23 protein-coding genes and 1 pseudogene are annotated in these 24,234 nt (G+C 64.2%); 12 read left to right on the top strand and 12 right to left on the bottom strand.

All coding sequences use genetic code 11. The features are described from left to right. Positions 1 to 68: 68 nt before the first annotated feature. The 6 genes from ACP8ML_RS03750 to ACP8ML_RS03725 form a co-directional block, all read right to left on the bottom strand. Entirely contained in the window at positions 69 to 464 is a 396-nt protein-coding gene (locus ACP8ML_RS03750) for a cytochrome c oxidase subunit 4 (RefSeq protein WP_004811862.1), read from the bottom strand. Continuing rightward, positions 464 to 2,185 (bottom strand): aa3-type cytochrome oxidase subunit I, encoded by a 1,722-nt coding sequence (gene ctaD, locus ACP8ML_RS03745; RefSeq protein WP_117189311.1) that lies wholly within the window; start codon positions 2,183 to 2,185, stop codon positions 464 to 466. Before ctaD ends, ACP8ML_RS03750 begins: the two co-directional genes overlap by 1 nt. After that, positions 2,182 to 3,090, bottom strand: a complete 909-nt coding sequence (gene ctaC, locus ACP8ML_RS03740; protein ID WP_429830895.1) for an aa3-type cytochrome oxidase subunit II — start codon at positions 3,088 to 3,090, stop codon at positions 2,182 to 2,184. The genes ctaD and ctaC overlap by 4 nt, the downstream gene beginning before the upstream one ends. Before the next feature lie 180 nt (positions 3,091 to 3,270). Further along, complete coding sequence (gene erpA, locus ACP8ML_RS03735; RefSeq protein WP_004811865.1) at positions 3,271 to 3,624, bottom strand: iron-sulfur cluster insertion protein ErpA; 354 nt, start codon at positions 3,622 to 3,624, stop codon at positions 3,271 to 3,273. A 172-nt stretch (positions 3,625 to 3,796) separates the two neighbouring features. Then, positions 3,797 to 4,087 carry a PspA-associated protein PspAA gene (pspAA, locus tag ACP8ML_RS03730; RefSeq protein ID WP_004811866.1) on the bottom strand — a complete coding sequence of 97 codons (291 nt, stop codon included), beginning with the start codon at positions 4,085 to 4,087 and terminating at the stop codon, positions 3,797 to 3,799. Further along, entirely contained in the window at positions 4,084 to 4,887 is an 804-nt protein-coding gene (locus ACP8ML_RS03725; protein WP_036975854.1) for a PspA/IM30 family protein, read from the bottom strand. Before ACP8ML_RS03725 ends, pspAA begins: the two co-directional genes overlap by 4 nt. A 200-nt stretch (positions 4,888 to 5,087) precedes the next feature. Between ACP8ML_RS03725 and ACP8ML_RS03720 the strand changes: the two genes are divergently transcribed. Both ACP8ML_RS03720 and ACP8ML_RS03715 read left to right on the top strand, forming a co-directional pair. Further along, complete coding sequence (locus ACP8ML_RS03720) at positions 5,088 to 5,852, top strand: DUF3043 domain-containing protein (RefSeq protein ID WP_065673607.1); 765 nt, start codon at positions 5,088 to 5,090, stop codon at positions 5,850 to 5,852. Positions 5,853 to 5,931: 79 nt separating this feature from the next. Further along, entirely contained in the window at positions 5,932 to 6,150 is a 219-nt protein-coding gene (locus ACP8ML_RS03715; protein ID WP_004811869.1) for a hypothetical protein, read from the top strand. Here the strand turns inward: ACP8ML_RS03715 and ACP8ML_RS03710 are convergent. Beyond that, positions 6,120 to 6,664 (bottom strand): annotated as a pseudogene (locus ACP8ML_RS03710) (hypothetical protein). The gene ACP8ML_RS03715 and the pseudogene ACP8ML_RS03710 overlap by 31 nt on opposite strands. On the opposite strand from ACP8ML_RS03710, the gene ACP8ML_RS03705 reads away from it, so the two are divergent. The 9 genes from ACP8ML_RS03705 to ACP8ML_RS03665 all read left to right on the top strand — a co-directional run bounded on the left by ACP8ML_RS03705 (position 6,624) and on the right by ACP8ML_RS03665 (position 20,165). Further along, positions 6,624 to 8,150: a leucyl aminopeptidase gene (locus ACP8ML_RS03705; protein ID WP_065673605.1), complete on the top strand. Its 1,527-nt coding sequence runs from the start codon at positions 6,624 to 6,626 to the stop codon at positions 8,148 to 8,150. The pseudogene ACP8ML_RS03710 and the gene ACP8ML_RS03705 sit on opposite strands and share 41 nt — an antisense overlap. A 159-nt stretch (positions 8,151 to 8,309) precedes the next feature. Beyond that, entirely contained in the window at positions 8,310 to 10,049 is a 1,740-nt protein-coding gene (gene sucB, locus ACP8ML_RS03700; protein ID WP_117189313.1) for a 2-oxoglutarate dehydrogenase, E2 component, dihydrolipoamide succinyltransferase, read from the top strand. A gap of 160 nt (positions 10,050 to 10,209) precedes the next feature. Next, entirely contained in the window at positions 10,210 to 10,974 is a 765-nt protein-coding gene (gene lipB / locus ACP8ML_RS03695) for a lipoyl(octanoyl) transferase LipB (protein ID WP_171048596.1), read from the top strand. A gap of 49 nt (positions 10,975 to 11,023) precedes the next feature. Further along, entirely contained in the window at positions 11,024 to 12,967 is a 1,944-nt protein-coding gene (locus ACP8ML_RS03690; protein WP_171048583.1) for a cytochrome c oxidase assembly protein, read from the top strand. Beyond that, positions 12,964 to 15,207 (top strand): heavy metal translocating P-type ATPase, encoded by a 2,244-nt coding sequence (locus tag ACP8ML_RS03685; protein ID WP_117189314.1) that lies wholly within the window; start codon positions 12,964 to 12,966, stop codon positions 15,205 to 15,207. Before ACP8ML_RS03690 ends, ACP8ML_RS03685 begins: the two co-directional genes overlap by 4 nt. Positions 15,208 to 15,217: 10 nt before the next feature. Then, complete coding sequence (gene lipA / locus ACP8ML_RS03680; RefSeq protein ID WP_036975847.1) at positions 15,218 to 16,210, top strand: lipoyl synthase; 993 nt, start codon at positions 15,218 to 15,220, stop codon at positions 16,208 to 16,210. A 145-nt stretch (positions 16,211 to 16,355) separates the two neighbouring features. Beyond that, positions 16,356 to 17,126 carry a DUF4191 domain-containing protein gene (locus ACP8ML_RS03675; protein WP_065674099.1) on the top strand — a complete coding sequence of 257 codons (771 nt, stop codon included), beginning with the start codon at positions 16,356 to 16,358 and terminating at the stop codon, positions 17,124 to 17,126. Between the two features lie 7 nt (positions 17,127 to 17,133). After that, entirely contained in the window at positions 17,134 to 18,936 is a 1,803-nt protein-coding gene (locus ACP8ML_RS03670; protein WP_065674100.1) for an ABC-F family ATP-binding cassette domain-containing protein, read from the top strand. A 104-nt stretch (positions 18,937 to 19,040) separates the two neighbouring features. Beyond that, positions 19,041 to 20,165, top strand: coding sequence for a glycosyltransferase 87 family protein (locus ACP8ML_RS03665; RefSeq protein WP_249361240.1), 1,125 nt, complete (start codon positions 19,041 to 19,043; stop codon positions 20,163 to 20,165). Here ACP8ML_RS03665 and ACP8ML_RS03660 read toward each other — a convergent pair. The 4 genes from ACP8ML_RS03660 to ACP8ML_RS03645 form a co-directional block, all read right to left on the bottom strand. After that, positions 20,144 to 20,596, bottom strand: a complete 453-nt coding sequence (locus ACP8ML_RS03660) for a PTS sugar transporter subunit IIA (RefSeq protein ID WP_065674102.1) — start codon at positions 20,594 to 20,596, stop codon at positions 20,144 to 20,146. The genes ACP8ML_RS03665 and ACP8ML_RS03660 overlap by 22 nt on opposite strands. Beyond that, positions 20,596 to 20,826: a PTS sugar transporter subunit IIB gene (locus ACP8ML_RS03655; protein ID WP_004811882.1), complete on the bottom strand. Its 231-nt coding sequence runs from the start codon at positions 20,824 to 20,826 to the stop codon at positions 20,596 to 20,598. Before ACP8ML_RS03655 ends, ACP8ML_RS03660 begins: the two co-directional genes overlap by 1 nt. Before the next feature lie 146 nt (positions 20,827 to 20,972). Further along, entirely contained in the window at positions 20,973 to 21,221 is a 249-nt protein-coding gene (locus ACP8ML_RS03650; RefSeq protein WP_016667253.1) for a PTS sugar transporter subunit IIB, read from the bottom strand. Next, complete coding sequence (locus ACP8ML_RS03645) at positions 21,218 to 21,943, bottom strand: GntR family transcriptional regulator (RefSeq protein ID WP_065674103.1); 726 nt, start codon at positions 21,941 to 21,943, stop codon at positions 21,218 to 21,220. The genes ACP8ML_RS03650 and ACP8ML_RS03645 overlap by 4 nt, the downstream gene beginning before the upstream one ends. A 214-nt stretch (positions 21,944 to 22,157) precedes the next feature. Between ACP8ML_RS03645 and ACP8ML_RS03640 the strand changes: the two genes are divergently transcribed. Next, complete coding sequence (locus tag ACP8ML_RS03640) at positions 22,158 to 23,546, top strand: PTS transporter subunit EIIC (RefSeq protein WP_117189315.1); 1,389 nt, start codon at positions 22,158 to 22,160, stop codon at positions 23,544 to 23,546. Positions 23,547 to 23,616: 70 nt separating this feature from the next. Here the strand turns inward: ACP8ML_RS03640 and ACP8ML_RS03635 are convergent, their stop codons facing one another. Beyond that, entirely contained in the window at positions 23,617 to 24,225 is a 609-nt protein-coding gene (locus tag ACP8ML_RS03635; protein ID WP_065674105.1) for a DedA family protein, read from the bottom strand. Positions 24,226 to 24,234 lie beyond the last annotated feature (9 nt).

Below are 24,234 nucleotides of genomic sequence, written 5' to 3'. Positions count from 1 at the left end.
GAAAAAACAGAAAAGGCCGGGACCGTCATCATGACGGTCCCGGCCTTCACATTGTCGGTGAGACGCGGTCAGTGCTGGTAGTCCCCGCGGTAGTACTCGAATGCCCAACCCGAAGCAGCCCAGATGCCGATGCCCAGACCGAGCAGTGAGATCCACCACCCGAAGACCGGACCGAGGCACATGATTGCCACGACAAGAGCACACCAGAAGGGCCAGATGCTCTGCGGCGGGAAGAATCCCACTGGTCCAGCTCCGTCGATCACCTCAGCATCCTTCTCATCGGAGGGACGCGGGTTGATCTTCTTGGCGACGACCTGGACGTAGAAGAACACCATCAGGGCCATGGCCCCCGACAGCCCCAGCACCCAGGTGCCGGCGACCTCATGGGCGGTGAACCAGTAGATCGGGGTGACGACGAGGTAGAACAGACCAAGCCCGCCGAAGACCCAACGTTCCGGTTTCATCAGGCATCCTCCTTGCCGGAGTGGACGAGTTCACGCGGGTTAGCTTCCTCGGTCTCGGTAGCCAGGGCGGCCTCCGGATGGTTGATGTCAAAGGCCGGGGAAGTGGAACGAACGCGAATCATCTTGGTGAAGTTGTGGGCAGGCGGCGGACACGAGGTGGCCCACTCGAGGGTACGGCCCCAACCCCACGGATCATCGACCTCGATGTTCGGGTCATGACGGGTGATCCAGACGTTCCAGGCGAACGGCAGCATCGAGATGGCCAGCAGGAAGGCACCGAAGGTCGACACCTGGTTCAGGAGGGTGAAGCCCTCCCAGGAGCCATAGTCAGCGATACGACGCTGCATGCCCTCTACACCGAGCCAGTGCTGGACGAGGAAGGTGGTGTGGAATCCGACGAAGAGGGTCCAGAAGTGAATCTTGCCCCAGGTCTCGTTGAGCATGTGCCCGGTGATCTTCGGCCACCAGTAGTAGAAGCCGGCGAACATCGCGAACACCACGGTGCCGAACAGCACGTAGTGGAAGTGGGCCACCACGAAGTAAGTGTCTGAGACGTTGAAGTCCATCGGCGGGCTGGCGAGCATGACGCCGGTCAGACCACCGAAGAGGAAGGTCGTCAGGAAGCCGATGGCGAAGAGCATCGGTGTGTCGAAACTCAACGACCCGCCCCACATCGTGCCGATCCAGTTGAAGAACTTCACGCCCGTAGGAACGGCGATGGTGAAGGTCATGAAGGAGAAGAACGGCAGGGAGACCGCACCGGTCACGAACATGTGGTGGGCCCACACGGACACCGACAGACCGCCGATGGCCAGGGTGGCGAACACCAGACCGACATAACCGAACACCGGCTTGCGACTGAAGACCGGGAGCACCTCGGTGATGATGCCGAAGAACGGCAGGGCGATGACGTAAACCTCAGGGTGTCCGAAGAACCAGAAGAGGTGCTGCCACAGGATCGGTCCGCCATTCGCAGCATCGAAGATGTGGGCTCCCAGAGCTCGGTCAGCCTCGAGGACGAGCAGACCGGCGGACAGCACCGGGAAGACGACCAGGATCATGATCGAGGTGATGAGAATGTTCCAGGAGAAGATCGGCATCCGGAACATCGTCATACCCGGAGTACGCATGAGGATGATCGTCGTCACGAAGTTGACGGCACCCAGGATGGATGACAGGCCCAGCAGGTACAGGCCCATAACCCACAGATCACCGCCGACTCCCGGGGAGTTGATGGCGTCCGAGAGCGGGGCGTAGGCGAACCAACCGAAGCTGGCAGCGCCGCCGGGGGTGATGAAGCCGCCACAGGCCATCAGCGAGCCGAAGAGGTACAGCCAGTACGCGAACTGGTTGATACGAGGGAAGGCAACGTCGGGGGCACCGATCTGGAGAGGCATGAAGAAGTTCGCGAACCCGGAGAACAGCGGGGTGGCGAACATCAACAGCATGATCGTGCCGTGCATCGTGAAGAGCTGGTTGAAGGTCTCCTGGTGCATGAACTGCATGCCGGGATAGGCCAGCTCGGCTCGGATGAGCAGGGCGAGAATGCCACCAAAGGCGAAGAAGAACAGCGACGTGCCGAAGTACAGCCGTCCGATCTTCTTGTGGTCAGTGGTCGTCATGTAATCCCAGACGAGAGCGCCGAAGCTCGTCTTGCGACGCTCCTCGCGTGTCACTGCAGGACGCACCGCGGTTCGCTGGGCGATAGATGCGCTGGTCACTTCTTCTCCCCCTCCTTCGATTCGGCGGTGGTGAGGGCGGCGACGGAGTTCGGAGGCTTGACCTCACCGGTGTCGCCCTGAGCCTTGAGCTGCCGGAGGTGCTTGTTGTAGTCCTCGACCGACACCACGTGCACCTTGAAGATCATGTTGGCGTGGTAGGTACCACACAACTCGGCGCACTTGCCGTCGTAAACGCCGATCTTCGTCGGGGTGAGGTCGAACTGGTTGGGATGACCTGGGATGACGTCCATCTTGAAGTAGAAGGCCGGCACCCAGAAGGAGTGGATGACATCGGCGGAATTGAGGTGGAAGCGCACCGACTCGTTCACGGGAAGGTAGAGATCCGGGATCTTCTCGATGGTGCCCACCTCATGGGTGACGGCACCGTCGACATCCGGGTTCTTCTGTTCCATGTAGTTGAACGTCCAGGACCACTTCTGTCCGACGACGTTGACGACGTGCTGAGGCTCGGGATCCTTCTCGAGCACCTTGTTCTCAGTACGGACGGTGTAGAAGAACAGCACGCCGATGACGAGGAACGGAACGATGGTGTACAGCACCTCAAGCGGAAGGTGGTACCGCGACTGCCGTGGAATCACCGGATCTCCGTCCTTACGACGGAACTTGAAGGCTGCGTATCCGATGAGGCCCCACACGAACACGCCGATGACGAGCGCCGCGACCCATGCACCGATCCACATGCTTCCCATGTGCGCGGCACGGTCGGACGCCGGATCAACGAGACCGAGACGAGCTGCACGCCCAGGTCCGGTGTCGCCGCAGCCGCTCAGTGCCAGTACCGCAACCGTCGCCGCACAGGCACCACCGACCTTCCCGGCAACACCGCTGCCACTTCGGGGCACGTCCCGGTCTAGGTCGTGTCGCCAGCTGAGTCTGCGTCCCACGGCTCACCCTTCCACATTGCAAGCCCGCCCCGACCCGACGGCGGGGACAGGTGACTGTTGTGTCTGTCACACCGAACAATAGCGAAAACGAGGCGCCTCGTCCGCCCAGTCGGACGGACGAAACGCCTCAATGACCCCAGAAGGTCTGTCGGGGAAGTGATCCCGGTAGTCAGAATCGGCTCAGTGGAAGGAATCCCCACAAGCGCAAGTGCTGGTCGCGTTGGGGTTGTCGATGGTGAAACCCTGCTTCTCGATGGTGTCCATGAAGTCGATCGTGGCACCGGCGAGGTAGGGAGCGCTCATTCGGTCGGTGACCACATTGACCCCGCCGTAGGTCTTGACGACGTCACCGTCGAGGTGGCGCTCGTCGAAGAAGAGCTGGTAACGCAGACCCGAGCAACCGCCGGGTTGCACGGCCAGACGCAAGGCGAGGTCGTCGCGTCCCTCCTGATCGAGCAAGGACTTCACCTTGGCCGCAGCGGCATCGGTGAGGACGATTCCATCGGTGGTGGGGGCGTTGACGGTGTCGGTCATGTGGACTCCAAGAACGTGTGATGGACGGTCCCGGGGGATGACCCGGGTGTTCGATCCTGGTGGATCGGGCGGGTATGTCGTCCCGTCGCGTCGTCCACTGTATCCGCAGCGCACCGTCGACATCGAACTGTGCCGATTAAGCGCGCAGCGGAACAGGGATGCTTCACCTCTGTCAGCCAGGAATGAGACCGTCTCCGGCAGGGTTTTCCGAGAGCCAGACCGAGACCTCCTCGATCGTCGCCGAGACGTCGGGGACGATGAGGTCCGAGTCGACAATGTTGTCGTCGGCGATCGGGGTACCTATCGTGCGGACGGTCGTCACCAGCTCAGAGAGGGCCTCGGTGAGCTCACTCTGCGAGGTGGTCTCGATGGCGTGCTCGACGCGGGAATCGATCCGGTTGAGATGGTTCATCTCGGTGTCGGGCACCTGCCACTGGCCCTCACCAACGATACGAATGATCATGACTGGCCCTCCTGACGTCGCACAGCACGCGATCCGGTTTCCGGATTCATCCCCGTACCGGAACCGGACTCGAGCTCCGGAGTGGAATTGTCGTGGCCGGTATCCAGCTGCGCCTTAAGGGCGGACAGCTCGGCGTCGATGGAATGGTCACTGGCAAGGTTGTCGAGCTCGCGAGTGATGTCGTCGCCATAGCTACGGGTGGGATCCTCGATGGCTCCACTGGCCATGAGTTCGTCAACGGCTCCTGCACGGGCCTGAAGCTCCATGGTCTTGTCCTCGGCACGCGTGATCGCCATGCCGATGTCGCCCATCTCCTCGTTCAGACCGGTGAAGGCCTCATTGATACGAGTCTGAGCCTCAGCCGCCGAGTAGGTGGCCTTGACGGTCTCCTTCCTCGTGCGGAAGGCATCCACACGAGCCTGGAGACGCTGGGAACCGCGGATGAGCTTCTCCTCCTCAGCCTGCAAGGTGGCGTGCTGAGTCTGCAGGTCGTTGAGCTGGGCCTGCAGGGTGGCCTTGCGGGTCAGTGCCTCGCGAGCCAGATCCTCGCGGCCCTGCTCGAGGGCGCGAGCAGCCGCATTCTGCATCTTGTCGACGTCGGCCTGCAGCTGGTTCATCTGCAACTCGACTCGCTTGCGGCTCGTGGCGACGTCGGCAACGCCCCTGCGCACCTTTTGCAACATGTCGAGCTGACGCTGGTAGGAGTAGTCGAGGGTTTCGCGCGGGTCCTCAACCTTGTCGAGGGCCTTGTTCGCCTTGGAACGGAAAACCGTCGAAAGTCGTGCAAATATGCCAGCCATAGGTGGAGTCGTATCCTTCCCCTTCGGTGCTTGATGACTCCGGGAAGTCGTCAGCATTGCGGTTGCCTGACCATCAGAGTACGGGACCGCGCAACAACAACCCAGAGCAATACCCGTACAATCTTCTCAGCCCAGACAGGGTCGCCCCGGCTGGAACTGGCCACCGCGGACACGAGTACGACACAAAAAGAGGATGGATCGTGGGACTGTTCCGCCCCTACGAGCAGGGAGACAACAAGAAGGCCGAATCGACGGACGAGACCGTCACGGCAGAGCCGGTGCCCAGCACCGAGTCCTCCCCGTCCTCGGCCACCGCTGCTCCAAGGCCCACCTCTGATGCGGCGAACACCGGACAGGAGAAGCAGCCCGAGAAGAGGCGTCACGCTAACAAGGGCAACGGCGCCGCCAAGGAACACCGCGCAGCTGCGCAGTCAACGCCCGCGGCACAGCCCAAGCCCCGCCACATCGCGAAGAAGGGTCCGACCCCGACCCGCGCCAAGGCCGAGGCTGCCCGCCGTGAGCGCCTCAACCCGACCCTGAGCAAGAAGGAAGCCCGAAAGCGCGAGCGTCTGGCCAAGCGAGAGCGTCAGGCCGCCGCCATGGAGGCTGCCGAACGACGACCCGAGCGCGGTTACATCCGCGATTACGTCGACTCGCGCTGGACGTTCAGCGAGTTCATCATGCCGATCTTCCTGGCCGTCATGGTGATCTGGTTGGCCATGCTTTTCATCGCCCCCACCGCGGTCGGCGCCATCAACGCCATGTCCTTGGGCATGCTGATGGTCATGCTGTTGTGGCTGGTCGACTCCTGGCGACTGTGGCATGGGGCCAAGAAGGGTATCCGTGCCCGCTACCCCAATGCTCCTCTGCGCGGTCTGTGGGCGTACCTCAACAACCGGGCGATGACCGTGCGCCGGTGGCGCAACCCGGAACCGCGCATCGAGCGTGGTGAAAAGATCCACTGACACTGATCTCCAGACCAAACTCTGCGTCGTTGCCACGTCCGTGTCCCTTCCGTGGCACGGGCGTGGTTGTCTTGTAGGTATGAGTTACTCGTGGGTTTTCAAACAGTCTCGCGTCACCGTCAAGGGAGCTGAACACCTCGGCGAGATCGGTGCTGGCCAGCAGTTCGAATCTCAGGAGGAAGCCGAGGCATGGCTTTCCGAGACCTGGCCCGAACTGCAGGATGCCGGTGTCGACGAGGTCACCCTCATGCAGGACGAGGACGTCGTCTACGGCCCGATGGGGCTGTCCGAGGAGTGATCCCAGCGACGGGCCTTGACGGTCTGCCAGCTCATCACGACCCCGAAAGCCGTTACTGCAACCCCAAGACCTGTGACCGTGGGGCGAGACTGGGCAATGGACTGACGTCGTTGCTCGTATGTCTGCACCGTGTCCGTGCGGGTGGCGGTGTAGGTGGCCTTGTGGCAGGTGTCTCCCGGATGCATCTCGACGCCACGACACGAGATCGTCGGCGAGGCCATCACGACGATGCCCCACACAAGCAGGGCAATTCCGGCCATGACGGTGACGATGTCCAAGGCCATCCGCAACGTGGGATGGCTGGCACGACGAGAAGGCGCCGTGTCCTGGTTGGCCGGGGTGGTTGAGTTCACGAGCACACCATAACGGCGTGTCATTCGTACCGCACCGTCCCGCGCTCGACGCACCTCGACTAGGCTTCAGACGAGGCGTCGGCCCGAGTCTGACCGGGCCCATCCTGAACCGACCCCCGAATGAGAGGAATCCTCGTGGCCAAGAGCACCGAGCTACCCATCCGTCCGCGTCCCGATCTCAAGGTCTCCCGCAATGCCAACGGCGCCGACGTCGTGATTGCCGGTCTGGTCGAGAGCTCCCAGGGCCCCGTCGTCCAGGGGCTTGCACCGCGAGCTGTGAAGGAGGCCGAGGAGACCTTCGGCGCTTCGCTGGCCGAGGTTGCCATTCGCGCTGGCGGCTCGACGGAGCTTGGGTCCACCGCGGTGCTGCCCTGGTCCGGGAACAGCCTCGTCCTGGTCGGCTGCGGAGCTGAAGGATTTGACGGCGAGGCCCTACGCAAGGCTGCCGGCGCCGGCGCCCGTGCTGCCGCGGCCCTGTCGCACGGAACCAGCCTCAAGGTCGCCGTCGACATGGGAACCGGCTCCGCTGAGCAGGTTCGTATCGCTGCCGAGGGTGCCCTGCTCGGTTGTTACAAGGTGCCTGTCGTCACCGCGAACCCGGATGTCCCTGAGGTCTCCACGGTGACCATCGTCTCCAATGCTCGTGGCGCCAAGCCCGAGCTCGACAAGGCCCGGATCCTCGCCGATGCCGTCTACACCGCTCGTGACTGGGTGGATGCCCCGGCCAACCTGCTCTACCCGAAGACCTTCGCCGCCTCGGTGCAGTCGTGGTGCAAGGACCTCAAGGACGTCAACGTCGAGGTTCTCGACGAGAAGGCTCTCGTCCGTGGCGGATTCGGGGGCATCCTGGCCGTCGGCGGCGGCTCGGCCCGTTCCCCGCGTCTGGTCCGCGTCGAGTACGCCCCGGAGGGCGCCACCACCACCCTGGCCCTGGTGGGCAAGGGCATCACCTTCGACTCCGGCGGCCTCGACATCAAGACCGCCGCCGGCATGTACACCATGAAGTGCGACATGGGTGGTGCTGCCGCGGTGCTCGCCACCGTGGGCGCGGTCGCGCGTCTGGGCCTCAACGTCCGCGTCATCGCCTACGGCTGCATGGCTGAGAACATGCCGTCCGGATCGGCATGGCGCCCTTCCGACGTGGTCACCATGTATGGCGGCAAGACCGTCGAGAACGGCAACTCCGACGCCGAGGGCCGCATCGTCATGGCTGACGGCCTGGCTCGTGCCTGTGAGGACGAACCGGACTACCTCGTCGACATCTCCACCCTCACCGGCGCCTGCATGGTCGCCCTCGGCAACCACACTGCCGGAGTCATGACCTCCGGCGCACAGGCTGCCGACACCCTGCTGGACGCCTCCGAGGCCGCCGGCGAGGACTTCTGGGAACTTCCCATCACGGACGAGGTCCGCGAGCACCTGCACTCTGACGTCGCCGACGTCAAGTCCTCCGGTGGTCGTGAGGGTGGGGCGATGCTCGCCGCCGCCTTCCTGCAGAGCTTCGTGACCCCTGGAATCGACTGGGCCCATCTCGACATCGCCGGCCCGGCCTACAACAACGCCACGCCGCACGACTACACCCCGATCCAGGGAACCGGATTCGGAGTGCGCACCTTGGTACAGCTCGCCGCCAATCTGGCTGACTGATCAACTCGATCGTCGGGAGGGCAGGGTCCACGGACCCTGCCCTCCGCCACGTTCGGATGAGATTTTTCTGACTTCAGAAATGGGACCAACTGCACATTTGCCCATAGTCCGGCTAGGCTTGCAACGAATCCGTCGCGGCTTGCAAAGGAGCTCCAACACATGTCGACCGAAGTCACTCTTCCCGCCCTGGGCGAGTCCGTCACCGAAGGCACCGTGTCCCGCTGGCTCAAGGCCGTCGGAGACACCGTCGAGGCTGACGAGCCCCTACTCGAGGTGTCCACCGACAAGGTCGACACCGAAGTCCCCTCCCCCGCCTCCGGCACCCTGCTCGAGATCAAGGTCCCCGAGGACGAAGACGCCGAGGTCGGCGCCGTGCTGGCCATCATCGGCGACTCCTCCGAGTCCGGTTCCGCCCCAACTGAGGCCACCAGCGGAAATGACGAGACCCCCGAGCCGGAGCCTGAGCCCGAACCCCCCGCCGAGGAGAAGCCTGCTCCGGCTACTGGTGGTACGGCCAAGGGTGTTGAGGTCACCCTGCCGGCCCTGGGCGAGTCCGTCACCGAAGGCACCGTGTCCCGCTGGCTCAAGGCCGTCGGAGACACCGTCGAGGCTGACGAGCCCCTACTCGAGGTGTCCACCGACAAGGTCGACACCGAAGTCCCCTCCCCCGCCTCCGGCACCCTGCTCGAGATCAAGGTCCCCGAGGACGAAGACGCCGAGGTCGGCGCCGTGCTGGCCATCATCGGCGACCCCTCCACCGCCGAGTCGGCTCCTGAGCCCACCGAGCCCAAGGCTGAGCCCGCCGAGAAGGCCGAGCCCGAGCCGGTGAAGAGCAAGGCCGAGAAGGCCCCGGCCCCCGCCCCGGCTGCCCCGAAGCCCCCTGAGGCCCCGATGCCGACTGGCACCAACGAGGTCGCCCCGCGCGCCACCAACCCGTCCTCCGACGTCTACGTCACCCCGCTGGTCCGCAAGCTGGCCAAGGAGAACAACGTGGACCTGTCCACCATCACCGGAACCGGTGTCGGTGGTCGCATCCGCAAACAGGACGTGCTGGCCGCTGCCAAGTCTGAGGAGGCCCCGGCCCCCGCTCCGGCTCCCTCCGCCACTCCGGCTCCGGCCTCCCCGAAGCCCGCTGGTTCGGCTCGCAAGGCCTCTCAGGAAGTCTCTCCGGAGGCTGCCGCCCTGCGTGGCACCACCGAGAAGATGAGCCGTCTTCGCAAGGTCATCGCCTCCCGTATGGTGGAGTCCCTGCAGGTGTCCGCCCAGCTCACTGCCACCGTCGAGGTGGACATGACCGCCATCTCCCGTATCCGCAAGGCCGAGAAGGCTGCCTTCAAGGCTCGCGAGGGAGTCGGCCTGTCCTACCTGCCGTTCATCACTAAGGCTGTCGTCGAGGCTCTCAAGGCCAACCCGAAGTTCAACGCGAACATTGACACCGAGGCCGGGACGATCACCTACGGCGCCTCCGAGAACATCGGCATCGCCGTCGACACCCCGCGTGGCCTGCTGGTTCCGGTCATCAAGAACGCCGGCGACCTCAACATCGCTGGACTGGCTCACCAGATCGGCGACCTCGCTGCTCGCACCCGTGACAACAAGGTCACTCCCGATGAGCTGGCCGGTGGCACCTTCACCATCACCAACTACGGTTCGGCCGGTGCTCTCTTCGACACCCCGATCGTCAATCAGCCCGAGGTTGCCATCCTCGGCACTGGTGCCCTGGTGAAGCGCCCGGTCGTCGTCACCAACGAGTTCGGTGAGGACACCATGGCCATTCGCGACATGATGTACCTGTCGCTGTCCTACGATCACCGCCTCATCGACGGTGCCGTGGCGGCCCGCTTCCTGTCGGGCATCAAGGCCCGCCTGGAGGAGGGTGACTTCGCCGGAGAGTTCTGATTCGAACCTCATGACGGGGTCCGGTGTGGAATTCCACACCGGACCCCGTCGCGTGTCCGGACTACCATGGGTCAGCGTGACAGACGCCCAGAATCACTCCTGCGATCGCGACGAAGCCCAGGCGACCCCGCAGCCCACCACACCCCAGGTCATTGCCGGGGTGGCCCCGAAGGGATGGGTGGACCATCCCGCTGGCTTGGAATTCGAGTATCTGGGCATCGCGGACAACCCCCCGGTACGCACCGAGTACAACGAGTGCTGGGCCCACCAGCGTGAGGTCCACGCCGAGGTCTCCAGCCATCAGCGTCCCAACACGGTCATCTACGTCGAGCACGACCCCGTCTACACCGCCGGGCGACGGACCCGTCCCGAGGCCTACCCCTTCGATGGCACCCCTGTCGTCCCAGTGGACCGTGGCGGTGAGATCACCTGGCACGGTCCGGGACAGCTGGTCGGATACCCCATTGTCTTCCTGCAGCGCGGCATCGGTGTCGTGGACTACGTACGTCGCGTGGAGGAGTCGATCATCCGCCTCGTCGCCGAATACGGGTTGAAGGCCGGTCGCGTCCCCGGACGCACCGGAGTCTGGTTCCCCTCCGACGGCGTCGGACCGGAGCGCAAGGTCTGCGCCATCGGTATCCGGGTCTCTCGTCAGACGGCGATGCACGGATTCGCCCTCAACATCGACCCCGACACCGCAGGGTTCGACAACATCATTCCCTGTGGTATCTCCGATGCTGACGTCACCAGCATGGGACGCGAACTGCGACGCCTGCATGGCCCCGACGCTGAGGTGCCGTCCATGCTAGAGGTGGCGGACAGGCTCGAGCCCATCCTCACCGAGATGATGTCCTTCCAGCCCTACGAGATGAGCCCGGACATCCCGCGGCGGGGGCACCCGGCGTTCCTCCACCCGATGTCGTGAATCTGTCCGTCATCCCGGCTACAGTTCCCCCTACCCCACCCCAAAGGAGATGTTGGTGACGCATCCCACCCGTGCCCGCGCCACTGGACCGCTGCTGGCGGTCACGGGTCTCGTCATGACCGTCATCGCCGCCGTGATCGGTCAGCTCCGGCCCCTGGAGCCTCGTCTGTTGGGTAGGGAGAATCCGGACGTACTCACCAGCGTCCTCCATGCCGTCGTCGGGACCCTGTTCTGGGCAGCTCTGGTGTGGACCCTGGCCGAACTCATTCGCGCCACCCTCTGCTCTCCCCACCGGGATGTTGTCGATCCCACCCGTACCCGCGGACGCCGGGCCTGGCTGGCAGCCCAGATGTGGGCGTTGCTGGCCCTGCTCATGATCCCGCTGGAGTCCGCCGACTCTGCCGGTCTGACCTTCGAACAGGCCACCGTCGACTTGCCGACCTACATCACCTCGACCCCCTCTGTGACGGCCTGGCTCGTCGTCGCCGTGCTGGGCCTGGTGGTGGCACTACTCGCCCTGCTCGCCACGCACCTTGGTGGCCTCGTCATGGCGACGTTGGTGACGGTTCTGGCTGCCCTGCCGATACCGGTGACCGGAGCCATCTCGGTGGGTCTCAACCACGACTTCGCCACCGACTCCGGGGCTCTTGCCGCCATCGGTATGACGATTGCAGCGGCGTGCGTTCTCGTCGAGGTCCTCGATGGGCCCGACCCCGCTGTCACCTGTCGGGTGTCCTGGCAGGAACGCGTCGGGGCCATCATCACCCTTGCCGGCGGAATCGTCGTCACCTGGCAGGGTCAGGCCGGGCATTCCTGGCTGTCGGACCGATGGGGGGTGGCCCGGGTCGTCCTGGTGATCACATCAACGGTCTGGGTGGTCCTCAGCTGGTTGCCTCGGTCTCGGGTACGTGGGTGGCTTCGTCTCGGGATGGTCACCATCGTCCTGACCGTCCTGGGAGCCAGCAGCCAGCTGGTGCCCCCGCGCTACCTCATCGGGCAGACCCCCGCCGTCAACTACCTCGGTTACGAGCTGCCACCGGCGCCCACCACTGGTGTCCTGCTGGCCCCGGGCCGTCCCAACATCGGTTTCTGGACCCTGTCGATCCTGGGAATTGCGGGATACCTCTTCGCGGTGAGCATCATCAAGCACCGCGGCGAAAAATGGTCCGGCGCTCGCATCGGGTCTTGGATCGGGGCATGGGTCATCGTGATCTACCTGGCCAGCGTTGGCCTGTGGGAGTACTCCTCGATGCAGTTCAGCTGGCACATGTTGGTCCACATGACCTTCAACATGCTGGTTCCCGCCTTGTTGGTGCTGGGAGCGCCGGTAACTCTCATGAGGGAGGTCTTCCGTACCGGCGATGGCATCGACGACGGCCTCAACGGCCCCCACGACTGCCTCATGGCTGCTCTGGAATGGCGTCCCACCAAGATCCTATTCGGCCCATTCGCAGCATGGATTGTCTTCATCGCCAGCTTCTACGTAGTGTACTTCACCCCGATCTTCGGCTACCTGATGCGCTACCACTGGGGACACCAGTGGATGTTGCTGCACTTCCTCATGGCCGGGTTCATGCTCTTCGAGTACGTCATCGGCCTGGACGACCTGCCCGCCTCCCTGCCTCACATCGGTCGGCTGGGCTTCGTCATCACTGCGATGCCCTTCCACTCCTTCTTCGCCGTCATCACGATGAATGCCCACCAGATCATTGGCAAGGACTTCTATCAGGCCCTGTCGATCCCGTGGGTGACCAATCTGCGCGACGACCAGAACCTCGGCGGCCAGATCACCTGGGCAACCGGCGAGATTCCGATGGCCCTGGTGCTCATCGCCTTGTGCGTGCAGTGGTTCGTCTCCGATCGGCGCGACCAGCGCCGGGTCGACGCCTCCGAGGATGCCAGCCTCGACGAGTCCCTCGCCGCCTACAATGACATGTTGGCTCGGATGGCTGGCCAGGAGATCAAGCCGCAGGACCCGGAGAACCGGCCATGACCGCGGTGACAACCGATGAGCAGGGTGACGACGAGCCGGTCCTCCATCCACCGGTCCAGCTCCAGATCGGCGGGATGACCTGCGCGGCGTGCGCCAACACCATCGAAAAGCGCCTGGCCCGTATTGACGGCGTACATGCAAGCGTCAACTTCGCCTCCGAGCGGGCGACGGTTACTGGTATCGACGTCGAGGACGCCATCGCGGCCGTCAAGGATGTCGGCTACACCGCCGCTCCGCTGTCTGACGTCGATCTGGCCGTCGAGGCAGAGCGACGCATCACGATGCTGCGACGCCGTCTCATCGTCGCCGTCCTGCTGACCCTGCCCCTCATGGACATCGGGTTGGTACTGGCCCTCGAGCCACAGCTGCGCTTCCCCGCCTGGGACTGGCTGCTCGTCGTGCTCTCCCTGCCGGTGGTGTTCTGGTCGGCGTGGCCCTTCCACAAGGCGACGTGGTCAAACCTGCGCCATGGCATGACCTCCATGGACACCCTGGTCTCACTGGGCGTGTTGTCCTCCTTCGGGTGGTCCTTCGTCTCCATCCTCATCGGCGCCCAGGACGAGGAGGGATACTGGCTGGGCTACGGCATCACCCCTGCTGGCGCCGACACCCTCTACCTCGACGTCGCTGCCGGGGTGACCTGTTTCCTACTGGCCGGGCGCTATTTCGAGGCCCGGGCCAAGAGGTCAGCTCGCTCGGTGCTGACGGCCCTGGGCCAGTTGGCGGCCAGAAATGCGCGCGTGTTGCGCGACGGGGTCGAGACCCTCGTGCCCATCGAGAAGTTGCACAAGGGTGACCTCTTCGTCACCCTGGCTGGTGAAACCCTCGCCGCCGACGGGGAGATCGTCGAAGGGTCGTCGAGTGTTGACACCTCGATGATGACTGGCGAGCCGATGCCGGTCGACACCACCGTCGGATCGACGGTTCTGGGCGGAACGATGAACCTCACCGGACGCATCGTGGCGCGGGCCACCGGCGTGGGAGCCCACAGCCAACTCGCCCAGATGGCGGTCATGGCCGAGGAGGCCCAGGCCCGCAAAGCCAACGTCCAGCGTCTGGTCGACAAGGTCGTCGAGATCTTCGTGCCGGCCGTGCTGGCCGTGGTTGTCCTCACCTTTTTCGGATGGTGGATCGCCGGGGCAGGAATCCGTCATGCCTTGTCAGCGGCTCTCTCCGTGCTCGTCATCGCCTGTCCCTGCGCCCTGGGTCTGGCCACCCCCACCGCGCTCATGGTCGGGGTGGGACGCGGCGGTCAACTGGGAATCCTCATCAAGGGTCCGGAAGCGCTGGAGGCGTCAGGACGCATCGACACCGTCGTCCTCGACAAGACCGGTACCGTCACCACCGGCGACATGACCCTGACCGAACGGATCGCCGCCGAAGGACAGGACATCGACCGAGCCCACCGCTACGCTGCCGCCCTGGATCAGCACTCCACCCACCCGGTGGCCAAGGCCATCGTCGCCGCTGTCGAGGGCACGATTCCGGAGTGCTCCAGCCCGCTCGCCGTCGCCGGTCGTGGCTCTGAGGGCGAGGTCGATGGGCACGACGTCATGGTCGGCAATCCCGCCTTCCTCACCGAGGCCGGCATCACCATTCCCGGCGAGCTCACCGACACCGTCGATCAGGCCGCCAGTACTGGCCGTTCCACTATTCTCGTCGCGATCGATGGCCGGGCCTCGGCAGCACTCGTCATTTCCGACACCGTCAAGCCCGAGGTTCCTGCGGTCATCGCTCAGCTCAAGGGTATGGGGCTGCGAACCGTCCTCCTCACCGGTGATTCGAAGGCCGCTGCGGACGCCGTCGCTTCCCAACTCGGTACCGACGAGGTGCTCGCAGACGTCCTGCCCACCGAGAAGGCCAAGGTCATCGACGAACTACGGGGCGGAGGTCGCGTCGTCGCCATGGTCGGTGACGGCATCAACGACGCCGCGGCCCTGGCCAGCTCTGATCTCGGCCTGGCGATGGTCACCGGCACCGACATCGCGATGCGCAGCGCAGACATCATCTGTGTGCGTCACCATCTTGGGGTCGTCCCAGACGCCATCGGGCTGTCACGACGCACCCTGCGCACCATCCGTGGCAACCTCGCATGGGCCTTCGTCTACAACATCGCAGCTATCCCGATCGCAGCCGCCGGGCTCCTCAACCCACTGATATCCGGGCTAGCCATGAGCTTGTCGAGCCTCTTCGTCGTCACCCATTCACTGAGACTTCGCAACTTCGGTGCACACAGTTAAACTGACCGACGTGAGTGTCGAAGCAGACGGTAGAAAGCTCCTCCGAGTCGAGGTCAAGAACTCCCAGACCCCCATCGAGGACAAACCCCGCTGGATCCGCACCCGGGCCACGATGGGCCCTGAGTACCGTGACATGCGACGCCGAATGATCGACGGTGATCTTCACACGGTGTGCCAGGAGGCTGGTTGCCCCAACATCTTCGAGTGCTGGGAGGATCGCGAGGCCACCTTCCTCATCGGCGGTGACCACTGCACTCGTCGGTGCGACTTCTGCCAGATCGAATCGGCCAAGCCGGAGGAATACGACCGGGACGAGCCCCGCCGCGTCGCCGAATCCGTCAAGCAGATGGGACTGCGCTATGCCACCGTCACCTCGGTCTGCCGTGACGACCTCGAGGACGAGGGAGCCTGGCTGTGCGCTGAGACCATCCGCCAGATCCACCAGGTGAATCCGGGAGTCGGCGTCGAGATGCTGGCTCAGGACTTCTCCGGCAAGCAGGATCTCCTCGACGTCGTCTTCGAGGCACGCCCGGAAGTCTTCGGGCACAACCTCGAGACGGTCCCCCGCATCTTCAAGCGCATCCGCCCCGGATTCCGCTACGACCGTTCGCTGGCCGTCCTCAACTCGGCCCACGAGGCGGGACTCATCACCAAGTCGAACCTCATCCTCGGCATGGGAGAGACTCGTGAGGAGATCTCGGAGGCCATGCAGGCCCTGCATGACTCCAACACCGACCTGCTGACGATTACCCAGTACCTTCGGCCGAATGCCTACCTGCACCCCATCGACCGCTGGGTGACCCCGCAGGAGTTCGACGAGCTGGCCGAGGAGGCCCGCGAGATCGGATTCGTCGGTGTCATGAGTGGCCCGCTGGTGCGCTCCTCCTACCGCGCCGGACGTCTCTACCGTCAGGCCATGGAGGCTCGCGGGGAGAAGCCGGTCACCATCGTCACCGGGTACCGAGACGGGGAGAAGCCGGCTCCATTCGCGACCAAGGAATAATCAGAGACACCTGATCAGCCTGACGAGGAGGATTCCAGCGGCGCCGCGAGGTACATACAGCGAAACCACGCCAAAGTAGGGCCACCGTCGCGAAACCGGTAGAATGCCGCGGAGTCCGTCCATTAACGTCGTCGGGAGCGTGTCAATGCCCAAGAGCCAGGCAGCCAAGGAACTCGCCGCCAAGCAGAAGGCCCAGGCCAAGGCCGAGAAGGAGCGTCGCAAGAACTCCGACAATCCCAAGGACTGGAGCACCGGCAAGCAGCTCGTCGAGACCTTCAAGCTGACTCGCCAGGTTGATCCCCGGCTCCTCTGGTGGGTCATTGGCGCCTTCGTCCTGGGCGTCGTGGTGTTCACCGTCCTCGGTCTCATCCTGACCGATCTGTGGTGGGCATGGCTCATCGTCGGCATCTTTGCCGGTGCCGCTGCCGCCATGTGGGTGTTCCAGTGGCGCGCCAAGCATTCCATGTACGCCCGGTTCAAGGGCCAGACCGGATCGGCCGAGGTCGCTCTCTCCCTGCTCGACAAGAAGAAGTGGACCTCCACCCCGGCGATTGCCTTCACCCGCCAACAGGACGTCGTGCACCGCGCCGTCGGACCGGCCGGAATTGTCCTCATCGGCGAGGGACACGGCAACGGTCTGCGCAATCTGCTGGCCACCGAGACCAAACGTCATGAGCAGGTCGCCTATGGCACTCCGGTGACCTCCATCATCATGGGCGACGGCAAGGGTGAGGTTCCGCTGGAGAACCTCGACAAGCACATCAAGAAGCTTCCCAAGGCCCTCAACACCGCCCAGGTGGACGAGGTCATCAACCGCCTCAAGGCCCTCGACGCGATGCGTCCGAAGGTGCCGCTGCCCAAGGGCCCGATGCCCAGCTCCATGAAGGGCGCCCGCGCCGCCATGCGAGGACGCTGAGCCTCCGTTGACCGGCACAAACCTCGTCAACGCCGATCGGATCTCGAAGTCCTGGGGCACCCGGACGGTCCTCTCAGAGGTGTCCCTGGGACTCTCAACGGGAGATGTCATCGGTGTCGTGGGTCGCAACGGGGACGGAAAATCGACCCTCCTGGCCCTTCTCACGGGCTCGTTGGAGCCCGATTCCGGGGTCGTGACGCGCACCAATGGGGTTTCCATCGGGGTACTCGCCCAGGCGGAGACCCCCACGGGTGACGAGACTGTCCGTGACCTCGTCGTCGGTGGCCGTCCCGATCATGTTTGGGCGGCGGATCGCGAAGCTCGCCCCATCGTCGAGGACATGCTCTCCGACATCGACCTCGATCGCCCCATGACCGACTTGTCCGGTGGTGAACGGCGACGTGCTGCCTTGGTCTCAATCATGCTGGCAAACCATGACCTGCTCGTCCTCGACGAGCCCACCAACCACCTCGACGTGGAGGCCGTCGCTTGGTTGGCAGGCCACCTCCGCCACCTCCAGGAACGTGGCGTCGCAATGCTCGTCGTCTCCCACGACCGCTGGTTCCTCGACGAGATCTGCACCGACATCTGGGAGGTTCACGACGCCACCGTCGAGGCTTATGAGGGCGGATACTCCGCCTACACCCTCGCCCGGGTGGAACGCGCCCGCATCGCTGCCAGCAACGAGGCCAAGCGTCAAAACCTGGCGCGCAAGGAGTTGGCATGGTTGCGTCGCGGTGCCCCCGCCCGCAGCTCCAAGCCTCGTTACCGCGTCGAGGCCGCGAACGCCCTCATCACCAATGTCCCCGAGCCCCGCGACAAGTTGGAGTTGGCGCGCTTCTCCGCTACCCGGCTGGGCAAGGACGTGCTCGATCTCAAAGACGTCACCGTCACCGTGACCTCCGACGAGCTGGGTGAGCGCACCCTGCTCGACAAGGTGACATGGTCAATCGGCCCAGGTGACCGGATCGGTCTGGTCGGCGTCAATGGTGCTGGCAAGACGACCCTGCTCAATCTCTTTGATGGATCCCGGCAACCCGACTCGGGCCGCGTCAAGCAGGGAAAGACCCTGCGACTTGCCCATCTGCGTCAGGAGGTTGACGACCTCGACACGACGGTGACGGTGCTGGAGTCGGTCAACGACGTCAAGGCCAGGACGAAACTGACCACCGGCCGGGATGCCTCCGCCGCGGACCTGCTGGAAGGATTCGGGTTCACCGGGCAGAAGCTCGTCACCCGTGTCGGCGACCTTTCCGGTGGGGAGCGTCGTCGTCTGCAGCTGTTGCGCCTCCTCATGGACGAGCCGAACGTGTTGCTGCTAGACGAGCCGACCAACGACCTCGACATCGACACCTTGCGCCTGCTCGAGGACTACCTCGACTCCTGGCCGGGGACGTTGATCGTCGTCTCGCACGACCGGTGGTTCCTGGAGCGGGTCTGCGACGTGGTCTGGGCCCTCGTGGGAGACGGCACGGTTGCCCTGCTACCAGGAGGCATTTCCCAGTACCTGGAGCACCGTCGCAATCGTGAGACCGGTCCGTCGAAGTCGAGTCGGGTGGGCACCGAGGGGTCCCGGCAGAAGGTCAACACTGCGGCCCTGCGTCAGGCTCGCAAGGACATGGACCGGATTGACCGCCAGATGGGCAAGGTCCGCGACAAACTCGCCTCATTGCACGAGGAGATGGCTGCCAAGGCCGACGATTACCAGGCCCTCGCCGATTTGCAGATGAAGGCCAATGACCTCGACGAACGGATGTCCGACCTCGAGGAGCAATGGCTGGAGGCCGCCGACATCGTGGAGAATCCGTGACGCTGCACGACGATGACACCAACGTCTCCCGGCCCCGCAGATCCTTGGCCGTGCTGTGGCCGACGATTGCTACCCTCGTCATCACGGTGGCGTGGGTGCTCATCATTCCTACCCCGATCGACCTCAGGATCTACCGGGACTGTGTGCGAGCGATGCTGCACGCCCCGGAGACGCTATACACCGCCACCTCGGTCAGCGGTCTGGGATTCACCTATCCGCCCTTCGCCGCGATCGCCCTCATCCCGCTGACCCTCCTGCCGTTCCGCGCCGCGACGATCCTTCACCATGCTGTCAGCGCGACTGCTCTCGTCATCATGATCGACGTGGTGTGGCGCCGCTGCGGACGTCGACCTTCGGGCGTCCTGACGGCTGTCGTCGCCGTGATCCTGGTGGCCAGCGAACCGATCGGCAAGAGCTTTGCCTGCGGCCAGGTCAATCTTCAGCTGGCTCTCCTGGTCGTCCTTGACGTCTTCGTTCTTCCCCGAAAGTGGCGCGGTGTCGGAGTTGGTGTGGCCACCGGGTTCAAGCTCACTCCCGGCATCTTCGCACTCTGGTACCTCGTCACCGGCCAGTTCAAGGCAGCCTTGCGAGCCGCTGGCACCGGAGTGGCAACGATTGCTCTCGGCTTCGCCATCGCACCCACGGCGTCGTGGCAGTACTGGACCCATTACATGATCACCCCAAAGCGGCTGGGCGGGCTCACCTGGGCCGGCAACCAATCCCTCTCGGGGATGTTGTTGCGGCTGGGGCTGGGAGACCTCACGCTGATCTGGCTCGTTCTCGTCGCCGTCTGTTGCCTGTTCGCTGGGATTTCCTCACGTCGGCTGTGGCAGCAGGGGGATGCTGACCAGGTGTGGTCCCTGCTGTGTGCCGGACTCTGCGGGTGTCTGGTGAGCCCGGTGTCATGGTCTCATCACTGGGTGTGGGCACCTCTACTCATCGTCGCAGGGCTGGCAGACCGACGCCGCGACCGGCACATTCTCGCCTTCCTCTGGGCCTTCGCCGCCCTGACATGGATGGTCTGGTGGTTCCCAGCGGGTAATGACCTAGAAATTGCTGCGCCGTGGTGGCAGAAAGTCCTCACCGACCCTTACGAGATCCTTGGTATCGGGTCTCTCCTCGCCTTGGCCCGGAACAACCATGCATCAGTCACACGACATGAGGCGGGCGGACCGTCTCCGGCCCGCCCCAAACCCATAACGCTCAATCACGCCACCGTGAACAACTGATCACCGCTGTTCACCGACGTGCCAGCAGCGGCGACATCACCGAGCTTGTCATGAGTCGTGTCGAGGATGATGATCGGGCAGACCGCACTGCGACCGCCTTCGACAATACGGGCAGGGTTCCACGTGATGAGCTCGTCCCCGACGGAAACCTCTGCCCCCTCCTCGGTGTGGAGGGTGAATCCCTCCCCCTCCAGCTGGACGGTGTCGATGCCCAGATGCACCAGCACCCCGAAACCGTCCGCCTGAAGGACGAAGGCATGCGGGTGCAGCTTGACGATGCGTCCCGCCACCGGGGCCACGGCGGTGACATCGCCGTCTCTGGTGGGCTGCAGGGCGACACCGGGGCCCACCAGACCCTGTGCAAACACCGGATCAGGGACCTCGGACAACGTCATCAGGGTGCCGTTGAGGGGGGAAACGATTGAGGTCATCAGCGCAGGTCCTCGATGTCCTCGGCGAGGGTGTCGGCCTCGGGGCCGACGACCACCTGTACGGAAGTTCCCTGCTGTACGACACCGAATGCACCGGCTGCCTTGAGGGCGGCCTCGTCGACGAGGTCGGGGTCGTCAACCTCGACGCGCAGCCGGGTGATGCAGGCCTCAAGGTCGTCGATGTTGTCGTCACCACCGAGGGCCGCCAAGATCTGTTCTGCCTTGCTCATGATGTCTCCTTGTCCTGGTTCGAGATGGACTCCGCCATGGAGGTTCCTCGAACAAATACTGGCCCACCTTCCAAGTGGTCCAGACAACTAACACTGAACTCCATCGGGCCGCCCGGTGTCAAGAGACGGTCAGGGTCAAGAGGCGGTCAGGTCTCGTGATCCTCTCCCCATAGATCCTCCAGGTCGGAGGCGAGCAAGTCAGCATCAGGTCCGACGATCACCTGCACGCTTTGCCCCTGAATCGTCACACCGTGGACGCCAGCGCGACGCAGAGCCTGCTCGTCAACCTGCTCGCAGTTTCGGACCTGGCAGCGCAGGCGAGTCACGCACGGCTCGATCGACACCACGTTGTCGACTCCCCCCAACGCCGCCAAGATGTGTTCAACACGCTTCATCGCGCACCTCCTCGAGGTGGATACAGGGTCCTGCGTGGCCCGGAGATCGGCACCCACAGTTTGTAACGGTCTCCCCGGTACCAGGACCGGGAATAGGAGACAGCAAGATCGTCGGCATAGGTACGACGGTTGATGGCCAGCAGGGGAGATCCCCCCGGGAGGTGCAACAGTTCGCAGATCACCGCATCCCCACTGACGGCCTCGATAGCATCCTCTCCCCAGGTGGGGACCAGTCCAGCGTCAGCCAAAGCCCCGTAAATGCTCGTAGGTACGCCATTCGCCAGCAGATCCGGCATCACTCGCGTGGAGATCCAGGTTCTTTCGACTGCCATCGGAACTCCGTCGGCCAGCCGCACCCGATAGATGAAGTGGACGGATTCACCAGGCTCAATCCCCAGCCAGACAGCCACGTCTGGGGTTGCCGGCAGTTCCTCCCCGCGCAGCACCCGAGTATCGGGAATCATCCCGCGTTGACGCATCTCCTCGCTGAAGGACGAGATCCGTGACTGGACATCAACCTTCGGAGCCCGGACGTAGGTCCCGCTCCCCCGGCGACGTTCCAGCAGTCCGCTACTGACTAGCGAGTCCACCGCCTGGCGGACCGTCATCCGCGAGACTCCGAAACGCTCGGCAAGCTCACGCTCACTGGGAACGACATCCCCGACCGACAGACCGGTGTCGATGAGCTCGACGAGGTAGTCCCGCACGGTCACGTACTTCATGCGTGAATTATGCCCCGGGTGCAGGGCGAACCACCGGTTGGGGGATCAACCCCGACCGGAATGTTCACGTTCACACATTCTGCGCACCCTCTTGTGATGGCAGTACCGGTGGCCTATACTTCCGCAAGTGGTCCATACCACCCCACGGACCACCTGATGCCGAACCGACGTGGGCGAAGGCGTCGGACATGAGAACTCACTGCGGAGGAACTCCATGGCGAAAGACGCTGTTGCCACCAGCACGAAGAAGAAACGGCAGATACCCGGGTTCTCCCAGATGCAACGCATCGGACGCTCCCTCATGCTGCCCATCGCATCCCTGCCGGTCGCGGCCCTGCTCATGCGATTCGGAGCGGCCGACGTGCTGGGCGCGGACGGCGTAGCCAAGCACGCATCCTGGATGCAGCCAGTCGCTGACGTACTCGCCGGCGCCGGTGGCGCGATCTTCGACAACCTGCCCCTCATCTTCGCCCTCGGCGTGGCCGTCGGTTACGCCAAGAAGGCCGACGGCTCCACCGCACTGGCCGCCCTCATCGGCTACCTCACCTTCACAGGCGCAGGCACCTCCGACAAGACCCAGGGTGGCGTCCTGCACGCACTGGCCCCGTACTTCGCCAAGGACACCGGAGTCATCAACTACGGTGTCCTCGGCGGCATCGTCATCGGCATCATCGCCGCCAAGATGTACGAGAAGTACCGCCGCACCAAGCTGCCGACCTACCTGGCCTTCTTCGGTGGACGTCGCTTCGTGCCGATCGTCACTGCTGCGGCCTCGGTGGTCGCCGGTGTGATCATGGCCCTCATCTACCCTGCCTTCGACTGGCTGTTCAACAAGCAGGTCGGCGGATTCATCATGGCCCACGGGTCGAACCCGGCCACCGGATTCGTCTTCGGCACCATCAACCGTCTGCTCATCCCCTTCGGCCTGCACCACCTGCTCAATTCCTTGCCGTGGTTCCAGCTCGGTAACTGCACCAACGCTGCTGGCGAGACCCTGCACGGCGACATCACCTGCTTCTTCAGCGGCACTGCTGGCACCAATGCCTGGACTGGCTCCTTCATGACCGGCTTCTTCCCGATCATGATGTTTGCCCTGCCCGGTGCTGCCCTGGCCATTTACCACACCGCCAAGCCGGAGCGTAAGAAGATCACTGGTGGCGTCATGCTCTCGGTCGGTCTGACCGCCTTCCTCACCGGTATCACCGAGCCCCTCGAGTACGCCTTCGCCTACGTGGCCTTCCCGCTGTACCTCGTGCACGCCCTGCTTACCGGCTCCTCCCTGGCCCTGTGCAACGCCCTGGGCATCAAGGATGGGTTCGGATTCTCGGCCGGTCTGACCGACTACATCATCAACTTCGGACGAGCTGCTGAACTGTCCGGCGGTGCAGGAAAGGTCCTGCTGCTCATCCTCATAGGTCTCGTCTATGCCGTCATCTACTACGTGGTGTTCCGATTCGTCATCACGAAGTGGAATCTGCGCACCCCTGGCCGCGAGGAGGAGGGTGACGAGTCCAACGCCGGGGCCAGCGTCTTCGACGAGGCTCAGCTCGCCGCCAACAAGTCCACCGGCAAGGAGAACGCCCAGAAGGAGGGCCGGGCCTGATCCCACCCCTCCCCACCTCGTGACGACGCCCCCGGCACAAGCAAGCCGGGGGCGTCGTCCGCAATTGCCCTCAGTCGTTCTGCGGAGCGGGCATCACTCGTCGCAGAACCTGGTCCAGGATGACGCCGATGACAATTGCACCGATGATCCCGACCGTCGCGGCGAGGATGTGGTTGTTGCCCAGAAAACTTGCCGCGCCGGCACCAATCCCGGTGGCATATCCAGCCCACAGGACCCCGGCCAACGCGTCGACGGGGAGGAAGACGCGATAGGAAAAGCGAGTGGCCCCCGCCATGGCGTTGACGATGACACGTCCACCAGGAATGTATCGGGCGACCAGGATGCACAGCGGCCCGCGCACCAGCAACTGGTGAGTGGCCCAGGCGACGGTCCTCTGCCGTTTCGGTCCACCGTTGAAAAGCTTGGTGTGGCCGAGCTGATGCCCAATCCAGTATGCGATGTTGTCCCCACACATCGCACCGAGCGCTGCCACCGGGACGATGACCCACCACGGCGGGTGTCCTACTGCTGCCAGGGCGACGACGAGGGATTCGCTGGGGACGGGTGGGAAGAACCCATCGATGACGCACAGTCCCCCCAACGCCGCAACGACCCAGGGATGGGAGGCATTGGCCGCGATGACGCCGTTGACGCTCGCCATCCATGCGGTCAGATCCATACCTGCCAG

The organism is Cutibacterium sp. LaCa_255, assembly GCF_057458005.1.
This window is presented reverse-complemented; position numbering and strand designations above follow the sequence as displayed.